The sequence below is a fragment of the Paracoccus aerius genome (assembly GCF_014656455.1).
Taxonomy (GTDB): Bacteria; Pseudomonadota; Alphaproteobacteria; order Rhodobacterales; family Rhodobacteraceae; genus Paracoccus; species Paracoccus aerius.
The window spans coordinates 251,094-277,665 of record NZ_BNCL01000003.1; the positions used below are offsets into that span (position 1 = coordinate 251,094).

20 protein-coding genes are annotated in these 26,572 nt (G+C 65.6%); 6 read left to right on the plus strand and 14 right to left on the minus strand.

All coding sequences use genetic code 11. The features are described 5' to 3' along the window. The first annotated feature begins 335 nt into the window (after positions 1-335). Both metZ and folE2 read left to right on the plus strand, forming a co-directional pair. Positions 336-1,523 (plus strand): O-succinylhomoserine sulfhydrylase, encoded by a 1,188-nt coding sequence (gene metZ / locus IE224_RS05450; protein ID WP_191308608.1) that lies wholly within the window; start codon positions 336-338, stop codon positions 1,521-1,523. 58 nt (positions 1,524-1,581) lie between these two features. Next, positions 1,582-2,589, plus strand: coding sequence for a GTP cyclohydrolase FolE2 (gene folE2 / locus IE224_RS05455; RefSeq protein ID WP_373305513.1), 1,008 nt, complete (start codon positions 1,582-1,584; stop codon positions 2,587-2,589). On the opposite strand, the gene IE224_RS05460 is transcribed toward folE2, so the two are convergent. The 9 genes from IE224_RS05460 to IE224_RS05500 all read right to left on the minus strand — a co-directional run bounded on the left by IE224_RS05460 (position 2,586) and on the right by IE224_RS05500 (position 14,716). Beyond that, positions 2,586-4,919, minus strand: a complete 2,334-nt coding sequence (locus IE224_RS05460) for an aldehyde dehydrogenase family protein (protein WP_191308612.1) — start codon at positions 4,917-4,919, stop codon at positions 2,586-2,588. The genes folE2 and IE224_RS05460 overlap by 4 nt on opposite strands. Before the next feature lie 7 nt (positions 4,920-4,926). Continuing rightward, complete coding sequence (deoC, locus tag IE224_RS05465) at positions 4,927-5,868, minus strand: deoxyribose-phosphate aldolase (RefSeq protein ID WP_191308613.1); 942 nt, start codon at positions 5,866-5,868, stop codon at positions 4,927-4,929. After that, entirely contained in the window at positions 5,865-6,431 is a 567-nt protein-coding gene (locus IE224_RS05470; RefSeq protein ID WP_191308615.1) for a DUF1523 family protein, read from the minus strand. The genes deoC and IE224_RS05470 overlap by 4 nt, the downstream gene beginning before the upstream one ends. Before the next feature lie 12 nt (positions 6,432-6,443). Further along, positions 6,444-6,725, minus strand: coding sequence for a hypothetical protein (locus IE224_RS05475; RefSeq protein ID WP_191308616.1), 282 nt, complete (start codon positions 6,723-6,725; stop codon positions 6,444-6,446). Between the two features lie 76 nt (positions 6,726-6,801). Beyond that, a complete protein-coding gene (locus IE224_RS05480; protein WP_191308747.1) occupies positions 6,802-9,180 on the minus strand; it encodes an ATP-dependent helicase in 2,379 nt (792 codons plus the stop codon). 71 nt (positions 9,181-9,251) lie between these two features. Next, entirely contained in the window at positions 9,252-10,247 is a 996-nt protein-coding gene (locus IE224_RS05485) for an ABC transporter permease (protein WP_167621315.1), read from the minus strand. After that, positions 10,240-11,247, minus strand: coding sequence for an ABC transporter permease (locus IE224_RS05490; protein ID WP_191308618.1), 1,008 nt, complete (start codon positions 11,245-11,247; stop codon positions 10,240-10,242). The genes IE224_RS05485 and IE224_RS05490 overlap by 8 nt, the downstream gene beginning before the upstream one ends. Before the next feature lie 22 nt (positions 11,248-11,269). Further along, on the minus strand, positions 11,270-12,964 hold the full coding sequence (locus tag IE224_RS05495; RefSeq protein ID WP_373305509.1) for a peptide ABC transporter substrate-binding protein: 1,695 nt from the start codon (positions 12,962-12,964) through the stop codon (positions 11,270-11,272). A gap of 51 nt (positions 12,965-13,015) precedes the next feature. After that, on the minus strand, positions 13,016-14,716 hold the full coding sequence (locus IE224_RS05500) for a peptide ABC transporter substrate-binding protein (protein ID WP_167621317.1): 1,701 nt from the start codon (positions 14,714-14,716) through the stop codon (positions 13,016-13,018). A 256-nt stretch (positions 14,717-14,972) separates the two neighbouring features. Here IE224_RS05500 and IE224_RS05505 point away from each other — a divergent pair, with 256 nt between their 5' ends. The 4 genes from IE224_RS05505 to purU all read left to right on the plus strand — a co-directional run bounded on the left by IE224_RS05505 (position 14,973) and on the right by purU (position 20,704). Then, positions 14,973-16,805 (plus strand): ABC transporter ATP-binding protein, encoded by a 1,833-nt coding sequence (locus IE224_RS05505; protein ID WP_191308619.1) that lies wholly within the window; start codon positions 14,973-14,975, stop codon positions 16,803-16,805. Between the two features lie 203 nt (positions 16,806-17,008). After that, on the plus strand, positions 17,009-18,382 hold the full coding sequence (locus IE224_RS05510; protein ID WP_191308621.1) for a hypothetical protein: 1,374 nt from the start codon (positions 17,009-17,011) through the stop codon (positions 18,380-18,382). A gap of 153 nt (positions 18,383-18,535) precedes the next feature. Then, positions 18,536-19,702: a M20 aminoacylase family protein gene (locus tag IE224_RS05515; protein WP_191308623.1), complete on the plus strand. Its 1,167-nt coding sequence runs from the start codon at positions 18,536-18,538 to the stop codon at positions 19,700-19,702. A gap of 117 nt (positions 19,703-19,819) precedes the next feature. After that, positions 19,820-20,704, plus strand: coding sequence for a formyltetrahydrofolate deformylase (purU, locus tag IE224_RS05520; protein WP_167621321.1), 885 nt, complete (start codon positions 19,820-19,822; stop codon positions 20,702-20,704). Here the strand turns inward: purU and IE224_RS05525 are convergent. The 5 genes from IE224_RS05525 to IE224_RS05545 all read right to left on the minus strand — a co-directional run bounded on the left by IE224_RS05525 (position 20,685) and on the right by IE224_RS05545 (position 26,554). Next, on the minus strand, positions 20,685-21,827 hold the full coding sequence (locus IE224_RS05525) for a glycosyltransferase family 8 protein (RefSeq protein ID WP_191308625.1): 1,143 nt from the start codon (positions 21,825-21,827) through the stop codon (positions 20,685-20,687). The genes purU and IE224_RS05525 overlap by 20 nt on opposite strands. 139 nt (positions 21,828-21,966) lie before the next feature. Beyond that, positions 21,967-23,046 carry a BMP family ABC transporter substrate-binding protein gene (locus IE224_RS05530; protein ID WP_191308626.1) on the minus strand — a complete coding sequence of 360 codons (1,080 nt, stop codon included), beginning with the start codon at positions 23,044-23,046 and terminating at the stop codon, positions 21,967-21,969. Positions 23,047-23,076: 30 nt separating this feature from the next. After that, on the minus strand, positions 23,077-23,964 hold the full coding sequence (locus IE224_RS05535) for an ABC transporter permease (RefSeq protein ID WP_191308628.1): 888 nt from the start codon (positions 23,962-23,964) through the stop codon (positions 23,077-23,079). Then, complete coding sequence (locus IE224_RS05540; protein ID WP_191308629.1) at positions 23,961-25,037, minus strand: ABC transporter permease; 1,077 nt, start codon at positions 25,035-25,037, stop codon at positions 23,961-23,963. Before IE224_RS05540 ends, IE224_RS05535 begins: the two co-directional genes overlap by 4 nt. Further along, positions 25,034-26,554 (minus strand): ABC transporter ATP-binding protein, encoded by a 1,521-nt coding sequence (locus IE224_RS05545; RefSeq protein ID WP_191308631.1) that lies wholly within the window; start codon positions 26,552-26,554, stop codon positions 25,034-25,036. Before IE224_RS05545 ends, IE224_RS05540 begins: the two co-directional genes overlap by 4 nt. Between the last annotated feature and the right edge of the window lie 18 nt (positions 26,555-26,572).

Genomic DNA, 26,572 nt, shown 5'->3' on the forward strand with positions numbered 1-26,572 from the left:
TGCAGGATATCGGGATATTCCTTCAGATATTCCAACATCACGACCACGACCCGGCCAAGAGGCCGATCCTTTCCTGCGCAGTCCAATATCCTGACTGCCTGCTCAACTTACTTTCGCGTCACTTGACCCTCAACCTGTCCATTTGGGCAATTCATGCAGACAATCATGCAATGTCATGAAATCGTTACAGGAAACGGCCCGGCCAAGGCTATTCCTGGTTAATTTCAGCTCCTTGGCATGGGGGCAGGCGGCTTTGTCCGGCCAGAGGCGGGGCTCGGCCCTTGCGTGGCCGGGCCGGGGGCGCTAACCCGCTGGCGTCAGCACAGGGGCCCTTCATGAGCGACAGTTCCGCCAAGCCACGTCACCCGCGCACGCAGGCCGTCCATCACGGCATCCGCCGCAGCCAGTATGGCGAGATGGCCGAGGCGATCTTCCTGACCCAGGGCTTTGTCTATGACAGCGCCGAACAGGCTGAGGCCCGCTTCAAGGGGACCGGCCCGGACGAGTTCATCTATGCCCGCTATGGCAACCCCACCAGCCGGATGTTCGAGGATCGCATCGCCGCGCTGGAGGGGACCGAGGACGCCTTCGCCACGGCCAGCGGCATGGCGGCGGTCAATGGCGCGCTGTTTTCCATGTGCAAGCCCGGCGATCATGTCGTGGCAGCCCGTGCCTTGTTCGGATCCTGCCTTTACGTGCTGGATCTGCTGGCCCGCTTCGGGGTCGAGGTGACCTATGTCGACGGCACCGACCTGGACCAGTGGCGCGCGGCCCTGCGCCCCGGCACCAGGGCCGCCTTCTTCGAGACCATGTCGAATCCGACACTGGAGGTAATCGATATCGAGGCCGTGGCTCGCCTGGCGCATGAGGTCGGCGCCTTGGTCGTGGCCGACAACGTCTTCGCCACCCCGGTCTTTTCCCGTGCGGCGGAACTGGGGGCCGACGTGGTCGTCTATTCCGCGACCAAGCATATCGACGGCGGGGGGCGGGCGCTTGCGGGCGTCATCTGCGGCACCCGCCAGTTCGTCCGCGAGGTGGCCGAGCCTTACCTGAAGCATACCGGCGGCGCGATCAGTCCCTTCCACAGCTGGATCATGCTGAACGGGCTGACCACGATGGACCTGCGCGTGCGCGCCCAGGCCGACACCGCCTTGGCCGTGGCACAGGCGCTGCAGGGCCATCCGGCCCTGTCGCGCGTGATCTATCCGGGGCTGGCAGACCATCCCCAGCATGACCTGGCGATGCGTCAGATGGGATCGGGCGGCACCATGATCGCTTTCGAAGTGGCTGGCGGCAAGGAGGCGGCCTTTGCCTGCCTGAACCGGCTGGGGATCATCAGCATCTCGAACAACCTCGGCGATGCGAAGTCGATCGTGACGCATCCGGCGACGACCACCCACCAGCGCCTGTCCGAGGATGACCGCGCCTATCTAGGCATCACGCCGGGCCTGCTGCGCCTGTCCATCGGGCTGGAACATTCCGCCGACCTGATCGACGACCTGCACCAGGCCCTGAACGGCTGACCGGGGCCGGGCCGCCCCGGCGGCCCGACATGCCGGATTATCGCTTTGGATTCCGGCCCTGACCCCCCATATTGTGCCGGGATCCGGCCACAAGGATGCCAGCATGACCGAAGCCCGCCCGATGATTCCCGCCTATCCGGCCCTTGTGCGCAGCTATGACGCGGGGTTCCGGGTGGATGACGCCTACAAGGCAGGGCTGCCCGACCTGCAGAACGGCCCTGCCAGCCTGATCGTCGGCGCGCGCGCGCCGATCCAGCATGTCGGCATTTCCAATTTCCGGCTGCCGATCCGCTACCAGACGCGCGACGGCGGCGAACTGACGCTGGAAACCAGCGTGACGGGCACGGTCAGCCTGGAAGCCGACCGCAAGGGCATCAACATGTCCCGGATCATGCGGTCCTTTTACGCCCATTCCGAACATGCCTTCAGCCTCAAGGTGCTGGAGGCCGCGCTTGACGATTATCAGGCCGACCTGGATGCCTATGATGCCCGCATCCAGATGAAGTTCTCCTATCCGATCCGGGTGGATTCGCTGCGGTCGGGGCTGTCCGGCTGGCAGTATTACGATATCGCGATGGAGATCCTGGATTTCCACGGCCAGCGGCTGCGGATCATGCATTTCGACTATGTCTATTCCTCGACCTGCCCCTGTTCGCTGGAACTGTCGGAACATGCGCGCGAAACCCGATCGCGGCTGGCGACGCCGCATTCGCAGCGGTCGATCGCGCGAATATCGGCAGTAATGGTCGGGCCGGAGAAAATCTGGTTCGAGGACATGGTGGAACTCTGCCGCCGCGCCGTGCCAACCGAGACGCAGGTGATGGTCAAGCGCGAGGATGAACAGGCCTTCGCCGAACTCAACGCTTCGAACCCGATCTTCGTCGAGGATGCGGTGCGCGCCTTTGCTCAGCAACTGCTGGCCGATCCGCGCTTCGGCGATTTCCGGGTGGTGGCCAGCCACCAGGAATCGCTGCATTCGCATGACGCGGTCAGCCTGATGACCAGCGGGCCGACCTTTGCCCAGGCATCGTTGGACCCGATGACCTTTGCGGGCCTGCGCGCCTAATAGGCCGCAGACCCGGTGCCTTCGGGCAGGGCGCCATAGGGCAGCCAGATCGTCTTGGCCTGCGTGGCATGGCGCAGGAAGACCTCGCCTTGCGCCTGCGGGCCGGTCCAGTCGCGATGCGCGGGCGCCCAGACGGGCTTGAGATTGCCGCCCGCGGCCTTTTCCACCGCCGCCAGATCGCCGCCGACCATCCACATCGCCGCGACCTCGTCATGCGCGGCCAGCACGCGGGCCAGATCGTCGCGCGGGCCGGTCACGATGTTGACCACGCCGCCCGGCAGGTCGGACGTGTCGAAGACCTGGTACAGATCCGTCACCGCCAGCGGATCGTCCTGCGCGGCGATGGCGACGACGCGGTTGCCCATGGCGATGGCGGGCATGACCAGAGACATGAACGCGGCCAAGGGCTGCGCATTGGGGCAGGCGATGCCCATCACGCCAAAGGGTTCGTTGACGACGCTCAGCAGGTGGCCCGGCTTGGCCTGCACATTCTCGCCGTCGAACTTGTCGGCCCAGGCGGCATAATGGAAGGCGCGGGCGATGGCGGCCTCGACCTCGGCACGGCTTGTGCGGGCGGCGAATTCATCAGCGCGGGCCGACAGGTTCTCGGCGATGTAGTACAGGACCTGCGCGCGAGCATGGCCGCCCATGGCCGCCCATTTCCCGGCCTTTGCGGCGGCCTCGACCGCGTTGCGGATGTCCTTGCGGCCGCCCAGCGGCGCAAGGCCGCCCGGCACGGCATAGCTTGCCCCACCATCGGGCCGCTTCTGCGCGCCGCCGATGTAAAGCTTGGCCGTTCGGTCCAGATCGGCCGGCTGGCCGCTGCCGCTGCCGGTGGTGGCGGCGACAGGCGCTGCGGCGGCTGGTTCGTCCACCGTGTCGACCGGCGCGTCCGCCAGATAGTCCAGCATCCCGACGCGCCCGCCTTCGCGGCCAAAGCCGCTTTCGCGATAGCCGCCAAAGGGCGCAGCCGCGTCGAACAGGTTGGCGCAGTTGATCCAGACGACGCCCGCCTTCACCCTGGCGGCAATATCCGTCGCCACCGCCGCGCTTTCCGACCAGATCGAGGCCGCAAGCCCGTAGCGCGTGTTATTCGCCAACTCGACCGCCTCATCCGCCGTGCGGAAGGTGGACAGCGTGGCGATGGGGCCGAAGATTTCCTGCTCGAAGCCCGGATTGGCGGGGGTGATGTTGCGCAGATAGCCCGGCGCGATGAAGCAGCCCTCCTGCGCCGCGCCACCAACCAGTTCTGCGCCTGTATCGGTCGCCGCGCGGCAAATCGACAGGATGCGGTCCTTTTGCACCGGATCCACGATGGCGCCCACATCGGTGGACTTGTCCAGCGGCGGCCCGACCCGCAGGCGGGACATACGGGCGGCCAGCAAAGTTTCGAACCGTTCCGCCACGGCCTCGGCCACCAGGATGCGCGATCCGGCGCAGCAGACTTGGCCGCCATTGAACCAGATGGAATCCACCACGCCATCGACCGCCCCGTCCAGGTCGGCGTCGGGCATCACCACAAAGGGCGACTTGCCGCCCAGTTCCAGCGTCAGGCGCGTGGCCCTTCCCGCCAACTGGTTTGCAATCGCGCGTCCCACCTCGGTGGATCCGGTGAAGGCGATCTTGTCCACATCCGCCGCGACAAGCGCCGCGCCTGTTTCTCCGTCCCCGGTGACGATGTTGACAACGCCAGCGGGCAGGCCGATTTCCTGGCAGATCTCGGCGAATGCCAGCGCGGTCAGCGGCGTGTATTCGGCCGGCTTCAGCACGACCGTATTGCCCGCCGCAAGCGCGGGTGCGATCTTCCAGGCCAGCATCAGCAGCGGAAAGTTCCAGGGGATGATCTGGCCGCAGACGCCGATCGGCTGATGCCCGGGAAAGGCGCTGTCGCGCAGTTCCGCCCAACCGGCATGGTGATAGAAATGCCGCGCGACCAGCGGCACGTCGATGTCGCGCGATTCCCGGATCGGCTTGCCGTTGTCCAGCGTCTCGAGCACCGACAGGAAGCGCTCTCGTTTCTGGATATGCCGAGCGAGCGCATAAAGATATCGCGCCCGCTGCGTTCCCGTCAGCGCCGCCCAGCCGGGCTGCGCCTGCCGCGCCGCCGCCACCGCCGCCGCCACGTCATCAACTGTTCCCTGCGACACCTGCGCCAGAACCTCGCCCGTTGCGGGATCGCGGCTGTCGAACAACTGGCCCGGTTCCGTGAAGCTGCCGCCGATGAAATGCCCGAAAGCATCGCGCCGCGCCAGCCAGTCGCGCACGGCGGCGCTGTCCTCGACCGAGGGGCCGTATTCCATCGTTTTCATCAATTCGCTCACGCTGGTCATGCGGTCCTCAGGCAATCGCTTGGCGGTAACCGGCGGCATAGCGGCCCGTCACATGGTGGCTGATCTGGCGTTCGATATCGCCCAGAAGGCTGGATGCGCCGATGCGGAACAGGTCGGGGCTCAGCCAGTCGCGGCCCAGTTCCTCGGCCATCAGCACTTGCCAGTTCAGCGCATCCTTGGCGGTGCGCAGTCCGCCCGCCGGCTTGAAGCCCACGACATGGCCGGTCTGGTCGCGATAATCGCGGATCGCGCGGCACATCACCAGGCTGACGGGCAGGGTGGCGTTCACCCCTTCCTTGCCGGTCGAGGTCTTGATCCAGTCCGCCCCCGCCTGCATCGCCACATGGCTGGCGCGGGCGACATTCTCGAGCGACTTCAGGTCGCCCGTGGCCAGGATCGCCTTCATTTTCGCGGGCCCGCAGGCCTCGCGCATGGCGCGCAGTTCGTCATACAGCGCCGACCACTCGCCGCGCAGGACATGGGCGCGGGTGATGACGATGTCGATCTCGTCCGCGCCATGTTCGACCGCATAAAGGATTTCCGCCAGCCGCAGGTTCAGCGGCATCAGGCCCGCCGGAAAGCCGGTGGCGACGCTGGCAACCGGAATGCCGGAGTCGCCGAGCGCGCGTTTCGCAGGCGCGACCATCGTGGGATAAACGCAAACTGCGCCCGTGGTCAGGCCGGTGACGCCCATCGCGTCAAGCAGATCGGGCGCGATCGGCTGGCGGGCCTTGGCGCAAAGGCGCGCCACACGGTCCGGCGTGTCGTCGCCCGCAAGCGTCGTCAGGTCGATGCAGCGCACCGCGTTCAGCAGCCAGGCCGCCTGGTGATCCTTCTTCAGGCTGCGCCGGGCAGGCAGGCTGGCCGCGCGGCGTTCGACGGCCGGGGTGTTGATGCGGATGTCGGCAAAGCCGTCGGTGCGCAGCGCGGTGCCGGGGTTGTGGGTCATGGCTTCCTCCGCCAGCCGGACAGGCCGCGTTCCTGGAACTGCGCCCACATCCGCCAGAACAGCGCCAGCAGTGCCAGCAACGCGATGCAGACGATGCTTGCCGCCCAGTTTCGCGGGCGTTCGTCTGGCCCGGCCAGCGTGTCGATGCTGACCGCGTTGGGATAGGTGGACAGGAACGCCATCCGCCAGCCATAGGCGGTCACGCTGACCCATTGCGGATTGTCGCGGCCCGATTGCAGGTTCGTCGCCTCGGCCTGCAGGTTGGCGCTGTCGTACTTGAAATAGGGCGGCCAGATCCAGCCGGTATCCTCGTTCCGATACACGAAGACCTTGCCGTTGGGGCGCACCGTTTCGATGAAGCGCACGTCACGCTGTCCCTGGGCATTCTCGACCGTGCCGGTATTGTCCGAGGCATAGAAGATCGCGTTCGACGGCGTGACCGAGGTCAGGCGGTTATAGGTATTGGTGATGCGCACCGTGTTCTTGGACGGCAGCGCATAGTCCAGGAACAGGAACACCGCGATGCCGAACAGCACGCCGACCGCGACCTTGAGGTAATGCATGGAAAGCGGTCCTTACTGCCAGTTGACCCAATAGATGATGCCCATGACCGCCAGATTGGGCAGAACGAAGACCAGAAGCAACAGCCGCGATTTCAGCGTCTTGTCGAACCCGATCATGGACCTTCGAACGAACTCTCGCCGGGCGGGGGTGTTCCCCGCCAGGGAGGGATGGCGCTGGTCCCATGTCTCTTCCAGCCGCTCGCGGCGCAGCGACCGCAGATAGACCCGCAGAAGCAGATAGAACAGCGCCTCGGCGATCAGCAGGAACAGGATCAGGCGGATAAAGGCGGCCAAGGAACGGTCCCGAATGGTTCGGCCCGCAGGCTAGCACCGCGCCGGGCAGGGGACCAGCCGTCAGAACGCCCTTGCCTTAGAACGGCACGTCATCATCCCTGCCAGCGGGCTGGACATAGGCCGCCTTGATGTTCTTGAAGCCCGCCGGGAACTGGACGGTCAGCGTATCCTCGGCGATGCCCATCACCGTGCCCTCGCCGAACTTGGCATGGATCACGCGGTCGCCAACGGTGAACTTCGACACAGGCTCGGCGTCGATGATGATGGGCGCACGGTGGACGGGTGCCTTGCGTTCGGATGCGCGGGCCTGCATCCGCTTCCAGCCCGGAGAGTTGTAGACATCGGCCTTGGCCGCGCGCTCGTGCAGCGCATTGACCGGGCCGCCTGCCGCGAATGCCATCGCCGCGCCATAGCCGCCGCCGTAAAGGCCGGGCGGGGTCAGCACCTCGACATGTTCGGGCGGCAGCTCATCGACAAAGCGCGAGGGCATGGAGCTTTGCCATTGCCCGTAAAGGCGCCGGTTGCCCGCGAAGCTGATCGTGGCCAGCCGTTCTGCCCGCGTGATGCCGACATAGGCCAGGCGGCGTTCCTCCTCCAGACCCTTGGTGCCGTTCTCGTCCATGGCGCGCTGGCTGGGGAACAAGCCGTCCTCCCACCCCGGCAGGAAGACGACGGGGAATTCCAGCCCCTTGGCGGCGTGCAGGGTCATGATGCTGACCTGCTCGGCTGCCTCGCCCTCGTCCCGGTCCATGACAAGGGCCACGTGTTCCAGGAAACCTTGCAGGTTCTCGAACTCCTCGAGCGCCTTTACCAGTTCCTTGAGGTTGTCGAGCCGCCCCGGCGCGTCGGGCGACTTGTTGTTCTGCCACATGGCGGTATAGCCGGATTCATCCAGGATCCGCTCGGCCAGTTCGACATGGTTGACACGGTCGTCCAGGGCGTCGGCATGCCAGCGGCCCAGGGCCTCGGTGAACTGGCGCATCTGGGCGGCGGCCTTGCCCGACAGGTCGCCTGCCGTCAGCGCCGCGACCGTGCCGTCCAGCAGCGACAGCCCGCGCGCCCGCGCCATGTGCTGGATGGCCTGCAGGCCCTTTTCGCCAAGGCCGCGCTTCGGCGTGTTGGCGATGCGTTCGAAGGCCAGGTCGTCGGCGGGGCTGACCACCAGCCGGAAATAGGCCATGGCGTCGCGGATTTCCGCGCGTTCATAGAAGCGCGGGCCGCCGATCACGCGATAGGGCAGGCCGATCGACATGAAGCGGTCTTCGAAGGCGCGCATCTGGTGGGACGCGCGGACAAGGATGGCAATGTCGTTCAGGCTGGTGCGGCCGACGCTGGCGCGATGGCCGCCATGGAAGGCCTCGATCTCCTCGCCGATCCAGCGGGCCTCGGCCTCGCTGTCCCAGTGGCCGATCAGGCGCACGGGTTCGCCGCCCTCGGCCTCGGTCCACAGGGTCTTGCCCAGGCGGCCCTGGTTGGCGGCGATCAGGCCCGAGGCGGCGGCCAGGATCTGCGGTGTGGAACGATAGTTCTGTTCCAGCCGGATCACCTGGGCGCCGGGGAAATCCTTCTCGAAGCGCAGGATGTTGCCGACCTCGGCCCCGCGCCAGCCATAGATTGACTGGTCGTCGTCGCCCACGCAGCAGATGTTGCGATGCGCCTGGGCCAGCAGCCGCAGCCACATGTACTGCGCGACGTTTGTGTCCTGGTATTCGTCCACCAGGATATAGCGGAAGCGGTCCTGCCAGGACCGCAGCACATCCGGATGCGCCTGGAACAGCGTCACGCAATGCATCAGCAGGTCGCCGAAATCGACCGCGTTCAGCGCCAGCAGGCGGTTCTGATAGGCCTGGTACAGCTTGCCGCCCCAGCCATCGAAAGCCGTGCCCTCGCCCCTGGGCAGGTTGGCCGGGGTCAGGCAGCGGTTCTTCCAGCCGTCGATCAGATGGGCCAACTGGCGGGCGGGCCAGCGTTTCTCGTCCAGGTTCTCGGCCTGGATCAGCTGCTTGAGCAGCCGGATCTGGTCGTCGGTGTCCAGAATGGTGAATGAAGGCTTCAGGTGCAATTCGCCATTGCCCACCAGTTCGGCATGGCGGCGCAGGATCTTGACGCTGATCGAATGGAAGGTGCCCAGCCAGGGCATCCCCTCGACCGTCTCGCCCAGCAGGCGGGCGATGCGGTTCTTCATTTCCCGCGCGGCCTTGTTGGTGAAGGTCACCGCCAGGATCTGGCCCGGCCGCGCCTTGCCCAGCATCAGCAGATGGGCGATCCGCGTGGTCAGCGCGCGGGTCTTGCCGGTGCCCGCGCCTGCCAGCATCAGCACCGGGCCGTCCAGGGTTTCCACGGCGGCGCGCTGCGCGGCGTTCAGCCCGTCCAGATAGGGGGCAGGGCGCGCGGCCATTGCGCGTTGCGACAGCGGCACACCGCCCATGTCATCGGAATCGTCCAAAAGCTCCATCCCGCGAGCATAAGCGGGTCTGCGGAACATGGAAAGCCCATGTTCCGCCTTTGTTCGCATCTCAGGTGGAATTACCGTCCGCGGATGCGCGGGTCCATCGCGTCGCGCAGCCCGTCGCCGATATAGTTCACGCACAGAACCGTCAGCGATATGAACAGCCCCGGCAGGATCACCCGCCACGGATACATCACCATCTGGTCCACAGCGTCGTAAAGCAGCCGTCCCCATGTCGGGAAATCGGGCGGGAAGCCCAGGCCCAGGAAGGACAGCGCGCTTTCCGTGATGATCGCTGTCGCGATGCCCAGGGTGGCGGCCACCATGATCGGCGACAGGACGTTCGGCAGCACGTGGCGCAGGATCATGCGGTGCGCGGGGGTGCCGATGGACTTGGCGGCCAGGATGAACTCGCGTTCCTTCAGGCCCAGCACGTCGCCCCGCACGATGCGCGCCGCCTGCATCCAGCTTGTCGCGCCGATGGCCGACACGATCAGGATGAAGGTGCCCATGGCGGGACCGAAGGATTGCGACAGCGGCTCGCGGAACAGGGTCACCATCAGCAGCAGCAGGGGCAGCAGCGGCAGGGCCAGGAACAGTTCCGTCAGGCGCATCAAGGGCGCGTCCATGCGCCGGAAATAGCCCGACACAAGGCCTATCAGGCTGCCCAGCGTGATCGCGATGATCATGGCCGTCAGGCCCACGGCGATGGAGACACGCCCCCCCGCCATCAGCCGTGCCAGCATGTCCCGGCCCAACTGGTCGGTGCCCAGGGGATGGGCGACGCTGAAGCCCGAATTGCGGGCGCGGATATCCACATAGGTCGGGTCGATGGTCCAGAGATATGGCCCCACCAGCACGAACAGGATGGTCGAGACGAACAGCACAAGGGCCACCATCGCGCCGCGATGGCTGCGGAACTGGCGCCAGACGTCGCGCCACTGGCTGCGGGTCTCGCCCCCGGCGTGCAGGGGGTCGTCCGGGGGCAGGCCGGGGGTGATGCCCGCCGCGACGGAACTGGCCTCAACGGTTTCGGTCACGGACAGGTCGTGCTGGCGTCGGGTCTCAGTCATAGCGGATCCTCGGGTCGAGAATGCCGTAGAGGATGTCGGCAATCAGGGTGAACAGCACGATCAGGATCGCGAAGATGAAGGTCAGCGTCAGCACCATGGGGATGTCGTTGCCGTGGATCGCGGTGATCAGCAACTGGCCCAGCCCGTTCACCTTGAAGACCTGCTCGGTGATGATCGCGCCGCCGAAGACGGCGGGCAGGCCAAGCGCGATCACGGTGATGACCGGGATCAGGCTGTTGCGCAGCACGTGCTTCAGCACCACGGTCTTTTCAGACAATCCCTTGGCGCGGGCGGTGCGGACGTAATCCTGGCCCAGGTTGTCCAGCATGGATGCGCGCATGAAGCGGCTGATCTGCGCCGCGTTATACAAGGCCAGCACCGTCACCGGCATGATCATCTGCCGGACCTGCGCCCAGAAGCTGTTCCAGTCGCGCACCTCCAGCGTGGTGTCATAGACCGACGGGAACCATTGCAGCTTCACCCCGAAGATGATGATCAGCACCACGCCGGTGAAGAAGGTCGGCATAGAAAAGCCGATCATCGACACGAAGGTGCCAAGCTGGTCGAACCACGAATACTGCTTGTAGGCCGAGATGATGCCGATTGGGATCGCGATCAGGATGCCCACCAGGTAGGAAAAGCCCACCACCGTCAGGGTCTGCGGCACGCGCTGCGCGATCACGTCGAAGACCGGGCTGCGCGACTGGAAGCTGATGATCCGCTGCATCCCGGCGCTGAACTGCGTGCCGAAGACATGGTCGAACCAATACAGCGGCTCGACCCAGAAGAACTGCTTCAGCCACAGGACATAGCGCACGTACCAGGGCGATCCCAGGCCAAGCGCCTCGCGCATCCGTTCCTTCACCTCGGGGGGGACGGTCAGGGGCACGTCGCCCAGCGGATCGCCCGGCGATGCCTCGAGCAGCAGGAAGATCACCAGCGAGATGAACAGAAGCGTCGGGATCGCCAGCAGCAGGCGGCGGGTGGTGAATGTCAGCATCTATAGCCTCCAGCAGGGCGCGTCATTCGGCGCGGCTCCAATCGGCGATGTTCCACAGGCTGCCCTCCCACCCGTTGGGCAGGATGCCGGCCAGCGAATTGGCATGGGCGCCGATCATGCCGCGATGGATCAGGGGCAGGACCACATGGCCGTCGGCGGTCAGCATGTCCGTCATCTCCTTGGCGATCCGGTGCCGCTCGCGCGCGGCGCCGGTCTGGTTCAGCGCCGCCATGCGGGCGTCGAAGTCAGGGTCGCAGAAGCGCACGGAATTGTTGCCCTGCCATTGGTTTTCATCATTCGGAACGCGGCTGCAGACGAATTCTTCCAGGAATGATGCAGGATCGGGCAGATAGAAGGCATCGGTGAACATCTGCGCATCGGCCAGAAAACGCGCGCGCGAATCCGGGTTGCCGGCATCGCCGCCAAAGAAGACCGTGCCGTCGATCGTCTTGAGGTCGGTCGCCACGCCGATTTCGGACCACCACTGCTTGACCAGCGACTGCACGTCCTGACGCACCGCGTTCACCGTCGTCTGGAACACCAGCCGCAGCGGCACGCCGTCCTTCTGCCGCACCCCGTCGGGGCCGGGCAGCCAACCCGCTTCGTCCAGCAGCCTGTTCGCGCCCTGGATGTCCTGCTTCAGGCAATCGTCCCGGCCCGAGGTGAAGTCCAGGGGGACCGGGACGATGGTGCAGGTGGGCTTGCCCGCGGGTCCATATGCCAGTTCCGCCAGGATCGGCCGGTCAATGGCCATCGACAGCGCGCGGCGCACTGCCGGATCGGTCAGGAAGGGATGGGGATGGGCCAGCGTGGACCTTTCCTTGCCCAAGGCGGGCGAGGGGTCGGTCTGGTTCAACTCGATCCGTTCGACCATGCTGCCAAAGGATCCGACCAGCTTGCCCTTGCCCGCGGCCTCCATCGGGGCCACTATGTCGGGGGCCAGTTGCAGGTTCCAGGCAAAGTCGAACTCGCCCGTTTCCAGCACCGCGCGGGCGGCAGCCATCGCGTCACCGCCGCCCTTGATGGTGACGGTGGCGAAGGCGGGCTTGGCCGGGTCGCGGTAATGGGGATTGGCCTCGAAGGTCGACACATTGCCCGGCTCGAAGCTGGTGACGCGGAAGGGACCGGTGCCGATGGGACCGAAGTTCTGCCGGGTGCAGCTTGCCCCCGCCTCGCCCAGGCATGGCTCGAACTGGGCCTTTTGCAGGATGGGCGTGCGTCCACCCACGAAGGCCTGCAGCGGGGGATACTTGGGCGCGCCGTAATGGATGCGGACGGTGCGGTCGTCCACGGCCTCGACGGTCTTGATGCCTTCGAATTCCGCCAGGACGGCGCAGCCGAAACCGGGCGCCATGCAATAGTCTGCGGTGAAGGCCACGTCGGCGGCCGTCAGCGGCGTGCCGTCGGACCAGGTCACGCCGGGCTTCAAGCGCCAGGTGACGGTGGTGAAGTCCTCCGAGATGCCGCCGTTCTCGATCGAGGGGATTTCGGCCGCCAGGACGGGGATCAGCGCGCCGTCATTGCCGACAAGCGCAAGCGGTTCCAGGACCATGGAAGCGGGATCCACGTCCTTGGCCCCGGTGGACAGGTAGGGGTTGAGAACCGACGCGGCCTGCCAGTACAGCACCCGCAATTCGCCGTCGCTGCCGCGTTCCGCAACGGCAGGCGAGGCCATCATCAGCGCCAGGGCCGAGACCAGAGCTTTCTTCACATGCAACCTTTGTCTTGAAGATCCGGCCCCGCGACGGATCGCGGGGCCGGCCGGGATTTACTGGACGCGGGTCCAGTCGGCCACGTTCCACAGTTCCGAATCCCAGGCGTTCAGGTTGACGCCGCCCAGGGTGTTCGAATGGGCCGAAGCCGTGCCGCGATACACCAGCGGGATGATCGCGTTGCTTTCCTTGGTCAGCATGTCGTTCAGGCGCTTGCCGATCTCGGCACGTTCCGCCGGATCGACGGTCCGCGACAGTTCCGCCAGCAACTGGTCATAGGCTTCGTCGCAGAAGCGGCTGATGTTCTCGCCCTGCCACTGGTTCGCGGGGCTGGGTGCCTTGTCGCAGGTCCATTTCGCCAGATAGGGCGCCGGGTTGCCGCCTTCGAAGTTGTCGGCATACATCTCGACATCGGCATAGAACTTTTGCAGCGTGTCGGGCGAGCCGGGGTCGGACCCGAAGAAGACCGAGGCATCGACGGTCTTCAATTCGGTCTCGATGCCGATTTCCGACCACCATTGCTTGATCAGCGCCTGGAAGTCCTGGCGCACCGCGTTGACCGAGGTCTGGTAGACCATCCGCAACTGCACGCCGTCCTTTTCGCGCACGCCGCTGCCGCCCATGACCCAGCCCGCTTCCTCGAGCAGCGCATTCGCGCCCGCGATGTCCTGGGTCAAACATTCGGTATTGTCCGAAGCCCAGGCCTCGGGGGCGGGGACATAGTTGCAGGTCGGCTGGCCCGAGGCGCCATAGCCGATTTCCGTCAGCAACTGGCGGTCAATTGCCATCGACAGCGCCTTGCGCACCGCCGGGTCGGTCAGGAAGGGGTGGGGATGGGCTGCGGTTGAACGCTCGCCTTCCGGGTGGGCCGAGGACGGGTCGGTCAGGTTGACGTGGATGCGTTCGACAAGGCTGCCAAAGGCGGCGCTGACCTTGCCGCGGCCCATCTGCTCCATCCCGGCGATGACGTCGGGGGCAAGCTGGGTGTTCCAGGCATAGTCGTATTCGCCGGTTTCCAGCACCGAACGCGCCGCCGCCGCCGCATCGCCGCCGCCCTTGACAGTCGCGGTCGCAAAGGCGGGCTTGGCGGGGTCGCGGTATTCGGGATTGGCCTCGAAGGTGATCACGTCATTTGTCAGGAAGCGCGTGACGCGGAAGGGGCCGGTACCGATCGGGTTGAAGTTCTGGTCCGTGCAGGTCGGCGCGTTGGCGCCCAGGCAGTTTTGGAACTGCGCCTTTTGCAGGATCGGGGACTGCGATCCGACAAAGGCCGAATACGGGTCGGGCATGGCGTCGATGAAGTTGATCCTGACGGTCAGGTCGTCGACGGCCTCGATCGATTCGATCCCCTCGAACTTGGCCAGTTGGGAACAGCCGCCCTCGGGATCCATGCAGTACTGGCCGGTGAAGACCACGTCCTCGGCTGTGACGGGGCTGCCGTCGGACCATTTCAGCCCTTCCTGCAGCTTCCAGGTGACCGACTTCAGATCCTCGGCGATGCCGCCGTTCTCCAGTGTGGGGATCTCCGCCGCCAGGCGGGTGTAATGCTCGCCGTCCGGTGTCATGCCCGCCAGCGGCTCCAGCGTCATGCTGGAGGCGATGATTTCCTTGGTGCCCCCCGAAAGGTAGGGGTTCATCGTGGATGGCGCCTGCCACATGATGATGTTCAGCGCGCCGTCGCTGCCCCGCTCGGCCATGGCTGCAGGGGCCAGTGCCAGGGTGGCGGCTGCGCTCATCAGCAGTGTCTTAAGCTTCATCAATCTCTCCTGTCGGAAGTTGCTGCCCGCAGGTCGCGGCCAGAACGGTTGGTGCCCTTGTTCAGGCTTTTTTACCCATGCCCCGGTTCATCCGGGTTCTTGTCCTGGTCCTGCGGACCTGCGGAATGGGATCAGTTTCAATCGAAGCCTATTTGGAAAGCAAGCCTTATCGCGCGACCATCCGTCCCTTGTTTCAGCTTTGACATTTCGCAGGCGGTCGCTAGCCTTGCGAAGGCACTGAACCGGGGACGATCTGATGCTGGATGAAAAACCGCTTGTTTCCATTGAGAAACTTCGCGTCGAGTTCGAAACTGGCGATAGCGTCGTGGTGGGTGTCAAGGACATCAGCTTTTCCATAAAGCCGGGCGAATGCGTCTGCGTCGTGGGGGAATCCGGATCGGGCAAATCGGTCAGTTCGCTGTCGCTGATGCGGCTGGTGGAGTTCGGCGGCGGCACCATCGCCAATGGCCGTCTGATGTTCGACGGCGGCGACGGCAAGGTCATCGACCTGGCCCAGCAATCCACGCCGGCAATGCGCGACATCCGCGGCAACCAGATCGGCATGATCTTCCAGGAACCGATGACGGCGCTGAACCCCGTTTTCACCGTGGGCGACCAGTTGACCGAGGGGCTGATGGTCCATCGCGGCTTGAGCAAGGCCCAGGCCCGCGCCCGCGCGTTGGAGATCCTGCGCCAGGTCCGCATTCCCGAACCCGAACGCCGGCTGGACCAGTATCCGCACGAACTCTCGGGTGGGATGCGACAGCGTGTCGTGATCGCCATCGCCATGGCCTGCGAACCGCGCCTGCTGATCTGCGACGAACCCACGACCGCGCTGGACGTGACCATCCAGGCCGAGATCCTGGCCCTCATCGACCGGCTGAAGCGCGAAAAGAAGATCGCGGTCCTGTTCATCACCCATGACATGGCCGTGGTGGCGCAGATGGCGGACCGCGTGGTCGTCATGTATCGCGGCAACAAGGTCGAGGAAGGCCCCGTCGCCGAGGTCTTCGAGAACCCGCAGCAGGATTACACCAAGATGCTGCTGGCCGCCGTGCCGCGTCTGGGCGAGATGACCGGCAAGGCGGCGCCGGAACGGATGCGCCTGATGCGCGACGGCACCGTCAGCGCGCCGGAACCCATCGTCGTCAAGGATCCGAAGCCGCTGCTGACGGTCCGGAACCTGACCACCCGCTTTGCGGTCAAGGGCGGCCTTTTGCGCCGCACCGTCGCGCGTGTTCACGCGGTCGAGGATGTCAGCTTTACCATCAATGCGGGCGAAACCTTGTCGCTGGTGGGTGAATCCGGCTGCGGCAAGTCCACCTGCGGACGTTCGCTGCTGCGTCTTGTGGAACCCGAATCGGGCACGGTCGATCTGGGCGGCACCGACATCCTGGCGCTGTCGCCCGGCGAATTGCGCCGGGCGCGCCGGGACATGCAGATGATCTTCCAGGATCCCTTTGCCAGCCTCGATCCGCATATGAAGCTGTATGACCAGGTGGCCGAGCCGCTGGAAAACTATGGCATCGGCAGCCGGTCCGAGCGCAAGGACCGCATCGCCGCGCTGTTCGACCGCGTGGAACTGCCACGCAGCTTCATGCGCCGCTATCCGCACGAGATGTCGGGCGGCCAGCGTCAGCGCATCGCCATCGCCCGTGCCCTGGCGCTGAACCCCAAGCTGATCGTCGCCGATGAGGCCGTGTCGGCGCTTGACGTGTCGGTGCAGGCGCAGGTGCTGAACCTGCTGATGGAACTGCAGGGGGATCTGGGGATCTCGATGCTGTTCATCAGCCATGACATGGCGGTGGTCGAGCGCGTCAGCCACCATGTGGGCGTGATGTATCTGGGCCGGATCGTGGAAATCGGCACCCGCCAGCAGGTGTTCGAGAACCCCCAGCACAGCTATACCCGGCAGTTGATGGCCGCCGTGCCGGTCGCCGATCCGCGCCAGAAGAAGATCAGCGAGGATCTGAATTTCAAGCCGATCCCCTCGCCGATCCACCCGGTGGATTACCAGGCGCAGCCTTCGGTCTATCGAGAGGTCGCGCCGGGTCACAAGGTTCTGGTCGACCCTGTAACCCACGGGTAGGGGTATCTTGCGATCGAAGCGGTAATGCGGATCTGAACTGTTTGTGAACACCTTTTTGCTGACCGCAAAAGAGTAACTTATCAGGAATATTAACAAAGGTTAATATATATAAGCGGAACATCGCCTGTTCCGATCCCCTTTGCCTGTGTCTGCTGCACATTTTTTCGCCAGCAGCAGGCCGGATAGCAAGGAGGTCATTCGACATGAACAATCCAGCAAACCTGAAAGCCCTTTTGGCGGGGTCCGTCCTGACGGCGGCATTCACAGTGCCATCTTCTGCGCAAACCCTGAACGTGGACATTGCCGAGCTTGAAGGAAAAAGCGAGGAATGCCGGTCCCTGGGCCAGTTCATCGCCGATCAGAACGGCAGCATCGCCGGTGCCGAACCCACACGCGTTGCAGATGCCGTGAACAACGATGTCGCGCAGGAATGTGCCGACATACAGGCCCTGCTGACGACGGAAGCAGGCGCCGCGCAAGACAGCGCCACAGCGGAAGCCGAGGCCGAGGCGACCACCGAATCCGTCGTCACGTCCGAGGAAGCGACCATCGTCGGCGAAGCCGTTGTCCGGGTTCCCGAACCCAATGTCGATGTTCGCGTTCCCCGGCCCGAGGTGACGGTGCGCCAGGCTCCGCCGCAGGTCAGCGTGCAGGACGGCGCCGCCCAGATCGAGGTCGAGCAGGCGCAGCCCGAAATCGCGGTCGAGATCCCCACGATCAACGTCCGCGTCACAATGCCTGCACCCAGCATCTATGTGCTGCAGGGCGATCCGCAGGTTTCGGTGACCGAGGCCGATCCGCAGGTCGAGGTTGTCCAGGGCGAACCCGAGATCATCGTCACGCAGCCCGATCCCCAGCTGGACATCGGTCTGGGCGTGGCCCAGGGCGAACAGGCGCCGACCGATCAGGCCCAGGACACGGCCGAGGGTGACGGGGCGCAGCAGGTTTCGGGCAATGTCGATCTGGAACAGCAGCAGCCGATCGTCAGCTTTGTCGCCCCCGCGGAAGAGCCTCAGGTGGACATCACCCGCGCCGAACCCGAAGTGTCCTTCTCGGGCGCCACCCAGCCCAACGTGACGATCACCATGACCGAGGAGCCGACGGTCGACGTTCAGATGACCGGAGAGCCGCGGGTCACCATCGAGACGCCCGAGGAACGGGAACAGCGCCGCGCCGGCCAGCAGGCCGCTGCCGCCGATGCCCCGCCCGCCGATGCACCTGTCGGCATGGCCGATCCAGCCGCCGGCAGTGCTGATGCCGGTGCCCCTGCCAATGCGGGCCAGATGACGGTCGGCGATGTCATGCTGATGACCGTCGTGACGGCGGACGGGCAGGATCTCGGCAATCCCGAAGGCGTCATCGACATGGAAGGGCGGCAATACCTGCTTCTCAGCTCGGGCGGGTTCATGGGTCTCGGCGACAAGGTCGTGCCGGTTCCCCTGACCGTGGTTTCGATGAACGGTGAACAACTGGTGCTGGGCACCGTGACCGAAGCCGATATCCAGCGCGCGCGAGATTTCCAATATGACCAAAACCAGGCCATGCAGGAAGATCAGCCGGTTGCAATGACCAACTGATCCCTTCGTGCCGCATCCATGGCCCTGCCGAAACCGGCAGGGCCTTCTTGCGTCCGCAGGAACCGGGGGCTGTCCGAAACCTGCATCTTGTGCAAAACATCCTCTTTAACTGGCGGTTCAGCGGTCCTAGTCTGGCAGAGAAGGAGACCGAACATGCCAGTCAAGAACCGATTTGCCGAACTTCTGCCCGAGATCACCGCATGGCGCCGTGATTTCCACGAACATCCCGAACTGCTGTATGATGTCCACCGCACCGCGGGCCGGGTGGCCCAGTTGCTGCGCGACTTCGGCTGCGACGAAGTGGTGGAAGGCATCGGCAAGACGGGCGTGGTCGGCGTCATCAAGGGCAGGACCGACAGCCAGGGCCGGGTGATCGGCCTGCGCGCGGACATGGACGCCCTGCCGATCATTGAACAGACGGGCCTCGACTATGCATCCAGGACGCCGGGCAAGATGCACGCCTGCGGCCATGACGGCCATACCGCAATGCTGCTTGGCGCGGCGAAATACCTGGCTGAGACGCGCAATTTCGACGGCACCGCCGTTGTGATCTTCCAGCCGGCCGAGGAAGGCGGGGCAGGCGGAGAGGCGATGGTGCTGGACGGCCTTGTCAGCCGCTGGAACATCCAAGAATTCTATGGGATGCACAACATGCCGGGGATGCCGGTCGGCACCTTCGCCATCAAGCCGGGCGCGATGATGGCCGCGGCCGACCAGTTCGACATCACCGTGACGGGCAAGGGCGGGCACGCGGCCAAGCCCCACGAATGCATCGACACGACCCTGACCGCCGCGCAGATCATCGTCGCGATGCAGTCGGTCGTGGCGCGCAACATCGACCCGCTGAAGAACGCAGTGATCTCGGTCTGCGTGGTCAGCACGGATTCCACGGCGCATAACGTGATCCCGCAGGTGGTCAAGCTGAAGGGCACCGCCCGCAGCCTCGATGCCGGCGTGCGCGATCAGCTGGAAGAAGGCATCCGCCGTGTCGCCACCAACATCGCCGCCGCGATGGGCGCGGTGGCCGATGTCGATTACCACCGCGGTTATCCGGTCACCGTGAACGACGACCAGGCCACCGTCTGGGCGGCCGATGTCGCGCGCGAGATCTCGGGCGGGGTGAACATGGACATGCAGCCGATGATGGGCGGCGAGGATTTCAGCTATATGCTGAACGAACGTCCCGGCGCCTATATCTGGGTCGGCAACGGCGGCACGGCGATGGTCCATCACCCGGCCTATAACTTCAACGACGATGCGATCCCCGCCGGGTCAAGCTGGTATGCCGGCATGGTCGAGGCGCGGATGCCCGCCGCCTGATCGCACTTGCCGCCGGGGGATGTCGCGCCAGCCCCCGGCGGTGTCGGAAATGCGATTGTCATTCCGCTGCAATCGTCCGAAATGCTGTCAGCCTGACAGCCAAGGAAGCGGAGCCCCATGAAAAGCTATACCCTGCGCGTGACCTGCGCCTCGACCCGCGGGATCGTGGCCGCGATCTCGGGCTATCTGGCGGGACATGACTGCAACATCACCGACAGCGCGCAGTTCGACGACACTGAAACCGGCCGCTTCTTCATGCGCGTCAGCTTCCGGTCCGAGGGGGGGGCGACGCTGGACCAGTTGCAGCAGGGCATCGCCCCCATCGCCGAACGCTTCGGCATGGAGGCCGAGTTCAGCGACGACGCGGTCAAGAAGAAGGTCGTGATCATGGTCAGCCGCTTCGGGCATTGCCTGAACGACCTGCTGTATCGCTGGCGGATCGGCGCGTTGCCCATCGACATCGTGGCGGTGATTTCCAACCACATGGATTACCAGAAGGTCGTCGTGAACCACGACCTGCCCTATTACTGCGTCAAGGTCACCAAGGAAAACAAGGCCCAGGCCGAGGCCGAGCAGATGCGCATCGTCCGCGAGACGGGGGCGGAACTGATCGTGCTGGCCCGTTACATGCAGGTGCTGTCGGACGAGATGTGCCAGTCCATGTCGGGGCGGATCATCAACATCCACCATTCCTTCCTGCCCAGCTTCAAGGGCGCCAACCCCTACAAGCAGGCCTATGAACGCGGGGTCAAGCTGATCGGCGCGACCAGCCATTACGTGACCGCCGACCTGGACGAAGGTCCGATCATCGAACAGGACACCGTCCGCGTCACCCACGCGCAATCGCCTGGCGACTACGTCTCGCTGGGCCGCGACGTCGAAGCGCAGGTCCTGGCCCGCGCCGTCCACGCCCATATCCATGGGCGCGTGTTCCTGAACGGCGACAAGACAGTGGTCTTCCCGCCCTCGCCGGGCAGCTATGTCAGCGAGCGGATGGGGTGACGGACGTGTCCTGCAGCGCCGGCAGCTGCTCTGACAGAACCTTGGTGGCATAGGCCCCCGCAAGCGGCGCAATGCGGTCGTAAACCGGCGTCCGGGCGCAGATGTCCCACCACTGGCGGTAATAGGCCAGGTCATGGCGCTTGATCTTCTGCGTGGGATTGAGAGGCAGTTCCCTGGCCCCTGTCCTGTCCAGAGCGGCTGTGATCTGCCTTTCCTGGTCAGGCGTCAGCCGCAGGTGGAAGGGTTTCGGGATCCGGCCTGCGAAATGCACGACGGCTGGCGGAAGCCGGGGCCCGCGGGCAGGTGCGTCGTGAAAGCGGAAATTGTAGCGGTCATGGGCACGCACATAGTTGCTGCCGTGGGTCAGCGAGAAAAGGCCCTGGTCGCCGAAGGAAAGGCCCATTTCGGCCTGCGCCCACCTGGCCGTCTCGATATAGGCGTCGATGCCCACCCGGTCCCGGCGAAGCTTGTCGAGGTTGATGACGATCGCCCCGCTGTTCAGGACCCCCTTGGATATGCGCCGGATTTTGTCGGGGGATGCGCCGCGCGCGGCTGCCTGACGGGCCGGACCGCAGATCAGGGGCGGGGCGAACGGCGCCTCTCGGCAGGCCGCCAGGTACTGGCCCAGCAGCGGCTGTTTCAGGAAGGGCAGCAGGTCGTTCGTGACGATCGTATCAAGCGGATCTAGGTAGATGATCCGCTTGATATCCGCCGGCAGATAGAGATGCGCCGTGTACCACAGGAAGCGCGCGCCATAGGGCTTCTGCCCCAGCTTGCTGAGAAGGTCGAAATCCTTCCGTTCCTGCACCTGGACAGGATGCAGCGTCAGGTTCGGCAGCCTTTCGACAAAGGCGGAAAGGTCCGTCAGGTCCTGGGGCGCAAGCCGCATGTAGAACAGCCAGAACTGGATGCGGTCCCGGGGATGGGTTTCGGCAAGCGACTGCAACAGGACCTGCAGCACATCAAGGTTGCTGCCGCCGATCGACGTCATCACGTCCAGCCGGGCCGGCGGGCGTTCGCCGCCGTGCCGCCAGCCCTGAAAGGCTTCCAGACCGGCTGTCCAATAACTGGGAAAGCGGCGATAGATCACTTGCGCCAGCGGCCGTGCATCAAGAAGGGTCATGGGGCCTGTCTGGGGCGGGGCAAGAGTGCCGATACTGTTTCCCGCATGGATAGCGCGGGCCTTGTGCCGCCTTCAAGCGGCGGTTTGCCCCTAAGGGCGGCAAAGGCCGCCCCGGCAGGAAGCCGGGGCGGGTGCATGGTTACTGCGGCAGCTCGGCCGTGATGCCTTCCACGAAGAAGTTCATGCCCGACAGTTCCTCATCGGTGGCCGTCTGGCCATCGGCCAGCCAGGCGGAACCGTCGGCCTTATTCAGCGGGCCGGTGAAGGGGTGGTATTCACCCGCCGCGATCTTGTCGCGCAGGGACTCGGCCTCGGCCTTGACCTCGGCGGGCACGGCGTCCGTGATCTCGCCGATGGCGACGATGCCGTCGCCGATCCCGCCCCAGACGCCTTCGGGCTGCCAGGTGCCGTCCAGGACGCGGCCCACGCTTTTGACGTAATGCGCCCCCCAGTTGTTATAGACCGAGGACACGCGCGGCGACGGCGCGAACGATGCCATGTCGCTGGCCTGGCCGAAGCCGATCTTGCCCTGCTGCTGCAGTTGCGCCAGCGGCGCGGTCGAGTTGGTGTGCTGCAGGATCACGTCCACGCCCTCGGCCATCAGGGCGTTGGCGGCATCGGCCTCTTTCGCGGGGTCGAACCAGGTATAGGCCCAGACGACCCGCATCTCGACATCGGGGTTGACCTTCTTGGCATGGATATAGGCCGAGTTGATGCCCTGGATCACCTCGGGGATGGGGAAGGTCGCGATATAGCCGATCTTGTTCGACTGGGTCATGCGGCCGGCGATGGTGCCGGTGACGGCCCGGCCTTCGTAGAAGCGGCCGTCATAGGTGCCCACGTTCTCGGTGCGCTTGTAGCCGGTGTTGTGTTCGAACTTGATGTCGGGGAACTTGGCCGCGACGTTGATGACCGCATCCATATAGCCGAAGCTGGTGGCATAGATCACGTCATTGCCAGCCAAGGCCAGCTGGGTCAGCGCGCGTTCGGCATCGACGCCCTCGGGGACGTTTTCCAGATAGGTGGTTTCCACCCGGTCGCCGAACTCGGCCTCGACCGCCAGGCGGCCCTGGTCGTGCTGATAGGTCCAGCCGCCGTCGCTGACGGGGCCGACATAGATGAAGCCGACCTTCAGCGGGTCTTCCTGGGCCCAGCCGGGCAGGGCCAGGCTGATCGTCGTCATGGCGGCGACGCTGGCGATAAGCTGTCTGCGGTTCATGTGTCCCTCTCTCTGATTGGCCCGGCGCGGTCAGCGCAGGGCGTGGAAATCCTGCCCCAGCGATCCGGGGGCCGCGCCGCCCGCGCGGCGGCTGAACTTTTGCCGGGCCGAGATGGCGACCAGCACGATGATCGTCGCCAGATAGGGCGCCATCGACAGAAGTTGCACGGGCACCCGCACGCCCGCCGCCTGCAGGCGCAGTTGCAGCACGGTGACGCCGCCGAACAGCCATGCGCCCGCCAGAACGCCCACTGCCGTCCAGTTGGAGAAGACCACGATGGCCAGGGCGATCCAACCTGCGCCCGCCGTCATGCCCTCGGTCCATTGCAGCACGGTCGCGACCGAGATGAAGGCCCCGCCGATGCCGGCCATGGCCCCGCCGAAGGCGATGGCGGCAAGGCGCACCCGGCGCACGTCATAGCCAAGCGCATGGGCGGCGTCGTGGTTTTCCCCCACGCCGCGCAGGATCAGCCCCGCGCGCGACCTGTTCAGGAACCACCAGACCGCGGGCACCATTGCGAGGCCCAGCCATACGATCCAGTTCAGGCCCAGCGGCCCGACGCTCATGATGGGTGCTCGCACGCCCTCGACCGGCTTGCCGAACAGCGCGGCGAGGCCCAAGCCAAACAGGGTCAGCGCCAGGCCCGAGGCGACCTGGTTCGACATCAGGAACTGCGTCAGGATCGCGAAGGGCAGGGCCACCAAGGCACCGGCCAGGGCCGCCACGGCAAAGCCCAGGAAGGCGTCGCCGCTGTAATAGGCGGTGGCAAAGCCCGACAGGGCGCCAACGATCATCATCCCCTCGACGCCCAGGTTCAGGACGCCCGCGCGTTCGACGACCAATTCGCCCAAGGCCGCGAACAGGATCGGGGTCGAGGCCGACAGAAGCAGCAGGAACAGGGCAACGGGGTCGATCATGCCGTAACCCTTCTGGTGAGGCGGTAACGGGTCAGCAGGTCGAAGCCCAGCAGGAAGAACAGCAGCATCCCCTGGAAGACCTGCACGGTGGCGGCGGGCAGGTTCATCGTCAGTTGCGCCAGTTCCCCGCCGATATAGGTCAGCGCCAGAAGCAGCCCGGCCAATAGGATGCCCACGGGGTGCAACCGGCCCAGGAAGGCCACGATGATGGCGGTGAAGCCATAGCCCACGCCGACCTTGTCGGTGATCTGGCCCGCCGGCCCCGCGACCTCGAACAGGCCCGCCATGCCGGCAAGCGCGCCTGACAGGCCCAGGCAGAAGGCCACCAGGGTTTCCGGCTTCACCCCTGCGAAGCGGGCGGCGCGGGGGGCGGTGCCGGCGGCGCGGATGTGGAAGCCCCGGATATGACGGCTCATCAGGAACCAGGTCGCCAGCACGGCGGCGGCTGCCGCGACCACGCCCCAATGCGCGCCCGTCCCGGCGATCAGTTCCGGGTTCGATGCTGCGGGATATTGTTGCAGGTTGCGCGACCCGGGCATCCCGAAGCCCTCGGGGTTCTTCATCGGCCCGAATGCCATCCATGCGGCGATGCGCTGCGCGACATAGACCAGCATCAGCGACACGAGGATCTCGGACGCGCCGAACCAGTTGCGCAAAAGCGCCGGGATCATGCCCCAGGCCCAACCGCCAAGGGCGCCCGCGACCACCATGGCGGGAAAGATCCACATCTCGGGGGCGGGATAGGCGGCAAGCGCCACGGCGGCGCCGGTGATGGCGCCGATGATGTATTGCCCTTCGGCCCCGATGTTCCAGATGCCCGCGCGAAAGCCCACGGCAAGGCCGGATGCGATCAGGATCAGCGGCGCCGCCTTGACCAGCAGTTGCTGGCGGGAATAGCCGGCGGCGGGACCGAACAGCGGATCCCAGAAGATGGTGCGGATCGCAGACACCGGGTCATAGCCCATGATGGCGAACAGCAGCCCGCCCGCCAGCATGGTGGCCGCCACCGCCATGACCGGGGTCGCGATCTGCCAGAAGGCCGAGGTTTCAGTGCGGGGGACAAGGCGGATCATAGGTGGGCCACCTCCATCCCATGTGCGCCGCCCAGCATCAGGCCGATCTGGTCCAGCGTCAGCCCCTCGGTCGGGACGGGGGCGGAAAGGCGGCCTTCGTTCAGCGCGCAGAAACGGTCGGAAAGTTCCAAAATCTCGTCCAGGTCCTGGGAAATCACGATGACGCCCGCGCCCTGTCCCGCCAGGTCCAGCAGCGACTGGCGCACGGCGGCGCTGGCGCCCGCATCCACGCCCCAGGTGGGCTGGTTCACCACCAGCACGCGGGGGGCCTGCATCACCTCGCGCCCGATGACGAATTTTTGCAGGTTGCCGCCCGACAGCGCCTTGGCGGCGGTGCCGGGGCCGGGGGTGCGCACGTCGAAGGCGCGGATCACGTCCTGCGCGAAAGCGCGGGCGGCCGGGCGGTCGATCAGGCCCTTGCGGACCAAATGCCTGCGCGCGCCTGCCGTCAGCAGCGTGTTTTCGGTCAGGCTGAAATCGGGAACGGCCGCATGGCCCAGCCGATCCTCGGGCGCGGCCAAAAGGCCTGCGGTGCGCCGTGCCTCGGGGCCAAGACGCGACAGGTCGGCGCCTTCCAACAGGATCGAGCCGGAGGCGCTGCGAGCCTCGCCCGACAGCGCCGACAGCAATTCGTCCTGGCCGTTCCCGGCGACGCCGCCGATGCCCAGAATCTCGCCCGCGCGCAGGGTCAGGGCGACGGATTTCAAGGCCGTGCCTTCCGCCGTTGGGGCAGGCAGGGACAGGTCCTTGACCTGCAGCAGCACCTCGCCCGCCTGCCGTCCGCTGCGGTCGATGGGGCGCATTTCCCCGCCCACCATCATCGCGGCCAGGGTCCGGGCGGAATGTTCGCGCGGGTCGCAACTGTCCACCACCCGGCCGTGGCGCAGGATCGTGGCGCGGTCGCAATGGGTGCGGATTTCTTCCAGCTTGTGGCTGATATAGAGGATCGCGGTCCCGTGGCCCGCCAGCTTGCGCAGGGTGGCGAACAGCAGTTCGGCCTCTTGCGGGGTCAGGACGCTGGTCGGTTCATCCATGATCAGCAGGCGGGGGTTCTGCAACAGGCAGCGGATGATCTCGACTCGCTGGCGTTCGCCCGCGGACAGGGTGACGATGCGGCGGGCGGGGTTCAGGGGCAGGCCGAAATCCTGGCTGACCTGCGCGATCCGGGCAGAGAGTTCACGCCGGGGCGGCGGATTCTCCATCCCCAAGGCGATGTTTTCGGCCACCGTCAGCGCGTCGAACAGCGAAAAATGCTGGAACACCATCGCGACGCCTGCCGCGCGCGCGGCGCGGGGATCGGCGGGCTGGTGCGGCTGGCCGTTCAGGGTCATGTCCCCCTCGTCCGGGCGGACGAGGCCATAGATCATCTTCACAAGCGTGGATTTGCCCGCGCCGTTCTCGCCCAGCAGGGCATGGATTTCCCCCGGCGCGACCGTAAAGGACACATCGTCATTGGCGCGGACACCGGGATAGGATTTGCCGATCCCCCTGGCCTGGAAAACTGCCGCGTCGGTCAAACTTTGTCCCCTTGGTCA

Excerpts from the sequence above, each read along its gene's own strand:
- IE224_RS05460 (WP_191308612.1), bottom strand. The coding sequence starts at position 4,919 with ATGACCAGCGTGAGCGAATTGATGAAAACGATGGAATACGGCCCCTCG.
- IE224_RS05535 (WP_191308628.1), bottom strand. The coding sequence starts at position 23,964 with ATGATCGACCCCGTTGCCCTGTTCCTGCTGCTTCTGTCGGCCTCGACC.
- purU (WP_167621321.1), top strand. The coding sequence starts at position 19,820 with ATGAAAAGCTATACCCTGCGCGTGACCTGCGCCTCGACCCGCGGGATC.
- IE224_RS05490 (WP_191308618.1), bottom strand. The coding sequence starts at position 11,247 with ATGCTGACATTCACCACCCGCCGCCTGCTGCTGGCGATCCCGACGCTT.
- IE224_RS05500 (WP_167621317.1), bottom strand. The coding sequence starts at position 14,716 with ATGAAGCTTAAGACACTGCTGATGAGCGCAGCCGCCACCCTGGCACTG.
- IE224_RS05470 (WP_191308615.1), bottom strand. The coding sequence starts at position 6,431 with ATGCATTACCTCAAGGTCGCGGTCGGCGTGCTGTTCGGCATCGCGGTG.
- IE224_RS05515 (WP_191308623.1), top strand. The coding sequence starts at position 18,536 with ATGCCAGTCAAGAACCGATTTGCCGAACTTCTGCCCGAGATCACCGCA.
- IE224_RS05505 (WP_191308619.1), top strand. The coding sequence starts at position 14,973 with ATGCTGGATGAAAAACCGCTTGTTTCCATTGAGAAACTTCGCGTCGAG.
- IE224_RS05525 (WP_191308625.1), bottom strand. The coding sequence starts at position 21,827 with ATGACCCTTCTTGATGCACGGCCGCTGGCGCAAGTGATCTATCGCCGC.
- deoC (WP_191308613.1), bottom strand. The coding sequence starts at position 5,868 with ATGACCCACAACCCCGGCACCGCGCTGCGCACCGACGGCTTTGCCGAC.
- IE224_RS05480 (WP_191308747.1), bottom strand. The coding sequence starts at position 9,180 with ATGGAGCTTTTGGACGATTCCGATGACATGGGCGGTGTGCCGCTGTCG.
- IE224_RS05510 (WP_191308621.1), top strand. The coding sequence starts at position 17,009 with ATGAACAATCCAGCAAACCTGAAAGCCCTTTTGGCGGGGTCCGTCCTG.
- IE224_RS05530 (WP_191308626.1), bottom strand. The coding sequence starts at position 23,046 with ATGAACCGCAGACAGCTTATCGCCAGCGTCGCCGCCATGACGACGATC.
- metZ (WP_191308608.1), top strand. The coding sequence starts at position 336 with ATGAGCGACAGTTCCGCCAAGCCACGTCACCCGCGCACGCAGGCCGTC.
- IE224_RS05485 (WP_167621315.1), bottom strand. The coding sequence starts at position 10,247 with ATGACTGAGACCCGACGCCAGCACGACCTGTCCGTGACCGAAACCGTT.
- IE224_RS05540 (WP_191308629.1), bottom strand. The coding sequence starts at position 25,037 with ATGATCCGCCTTGTCCCCCGCACTGAAACCTCGGCCTTCTGGCAGATC.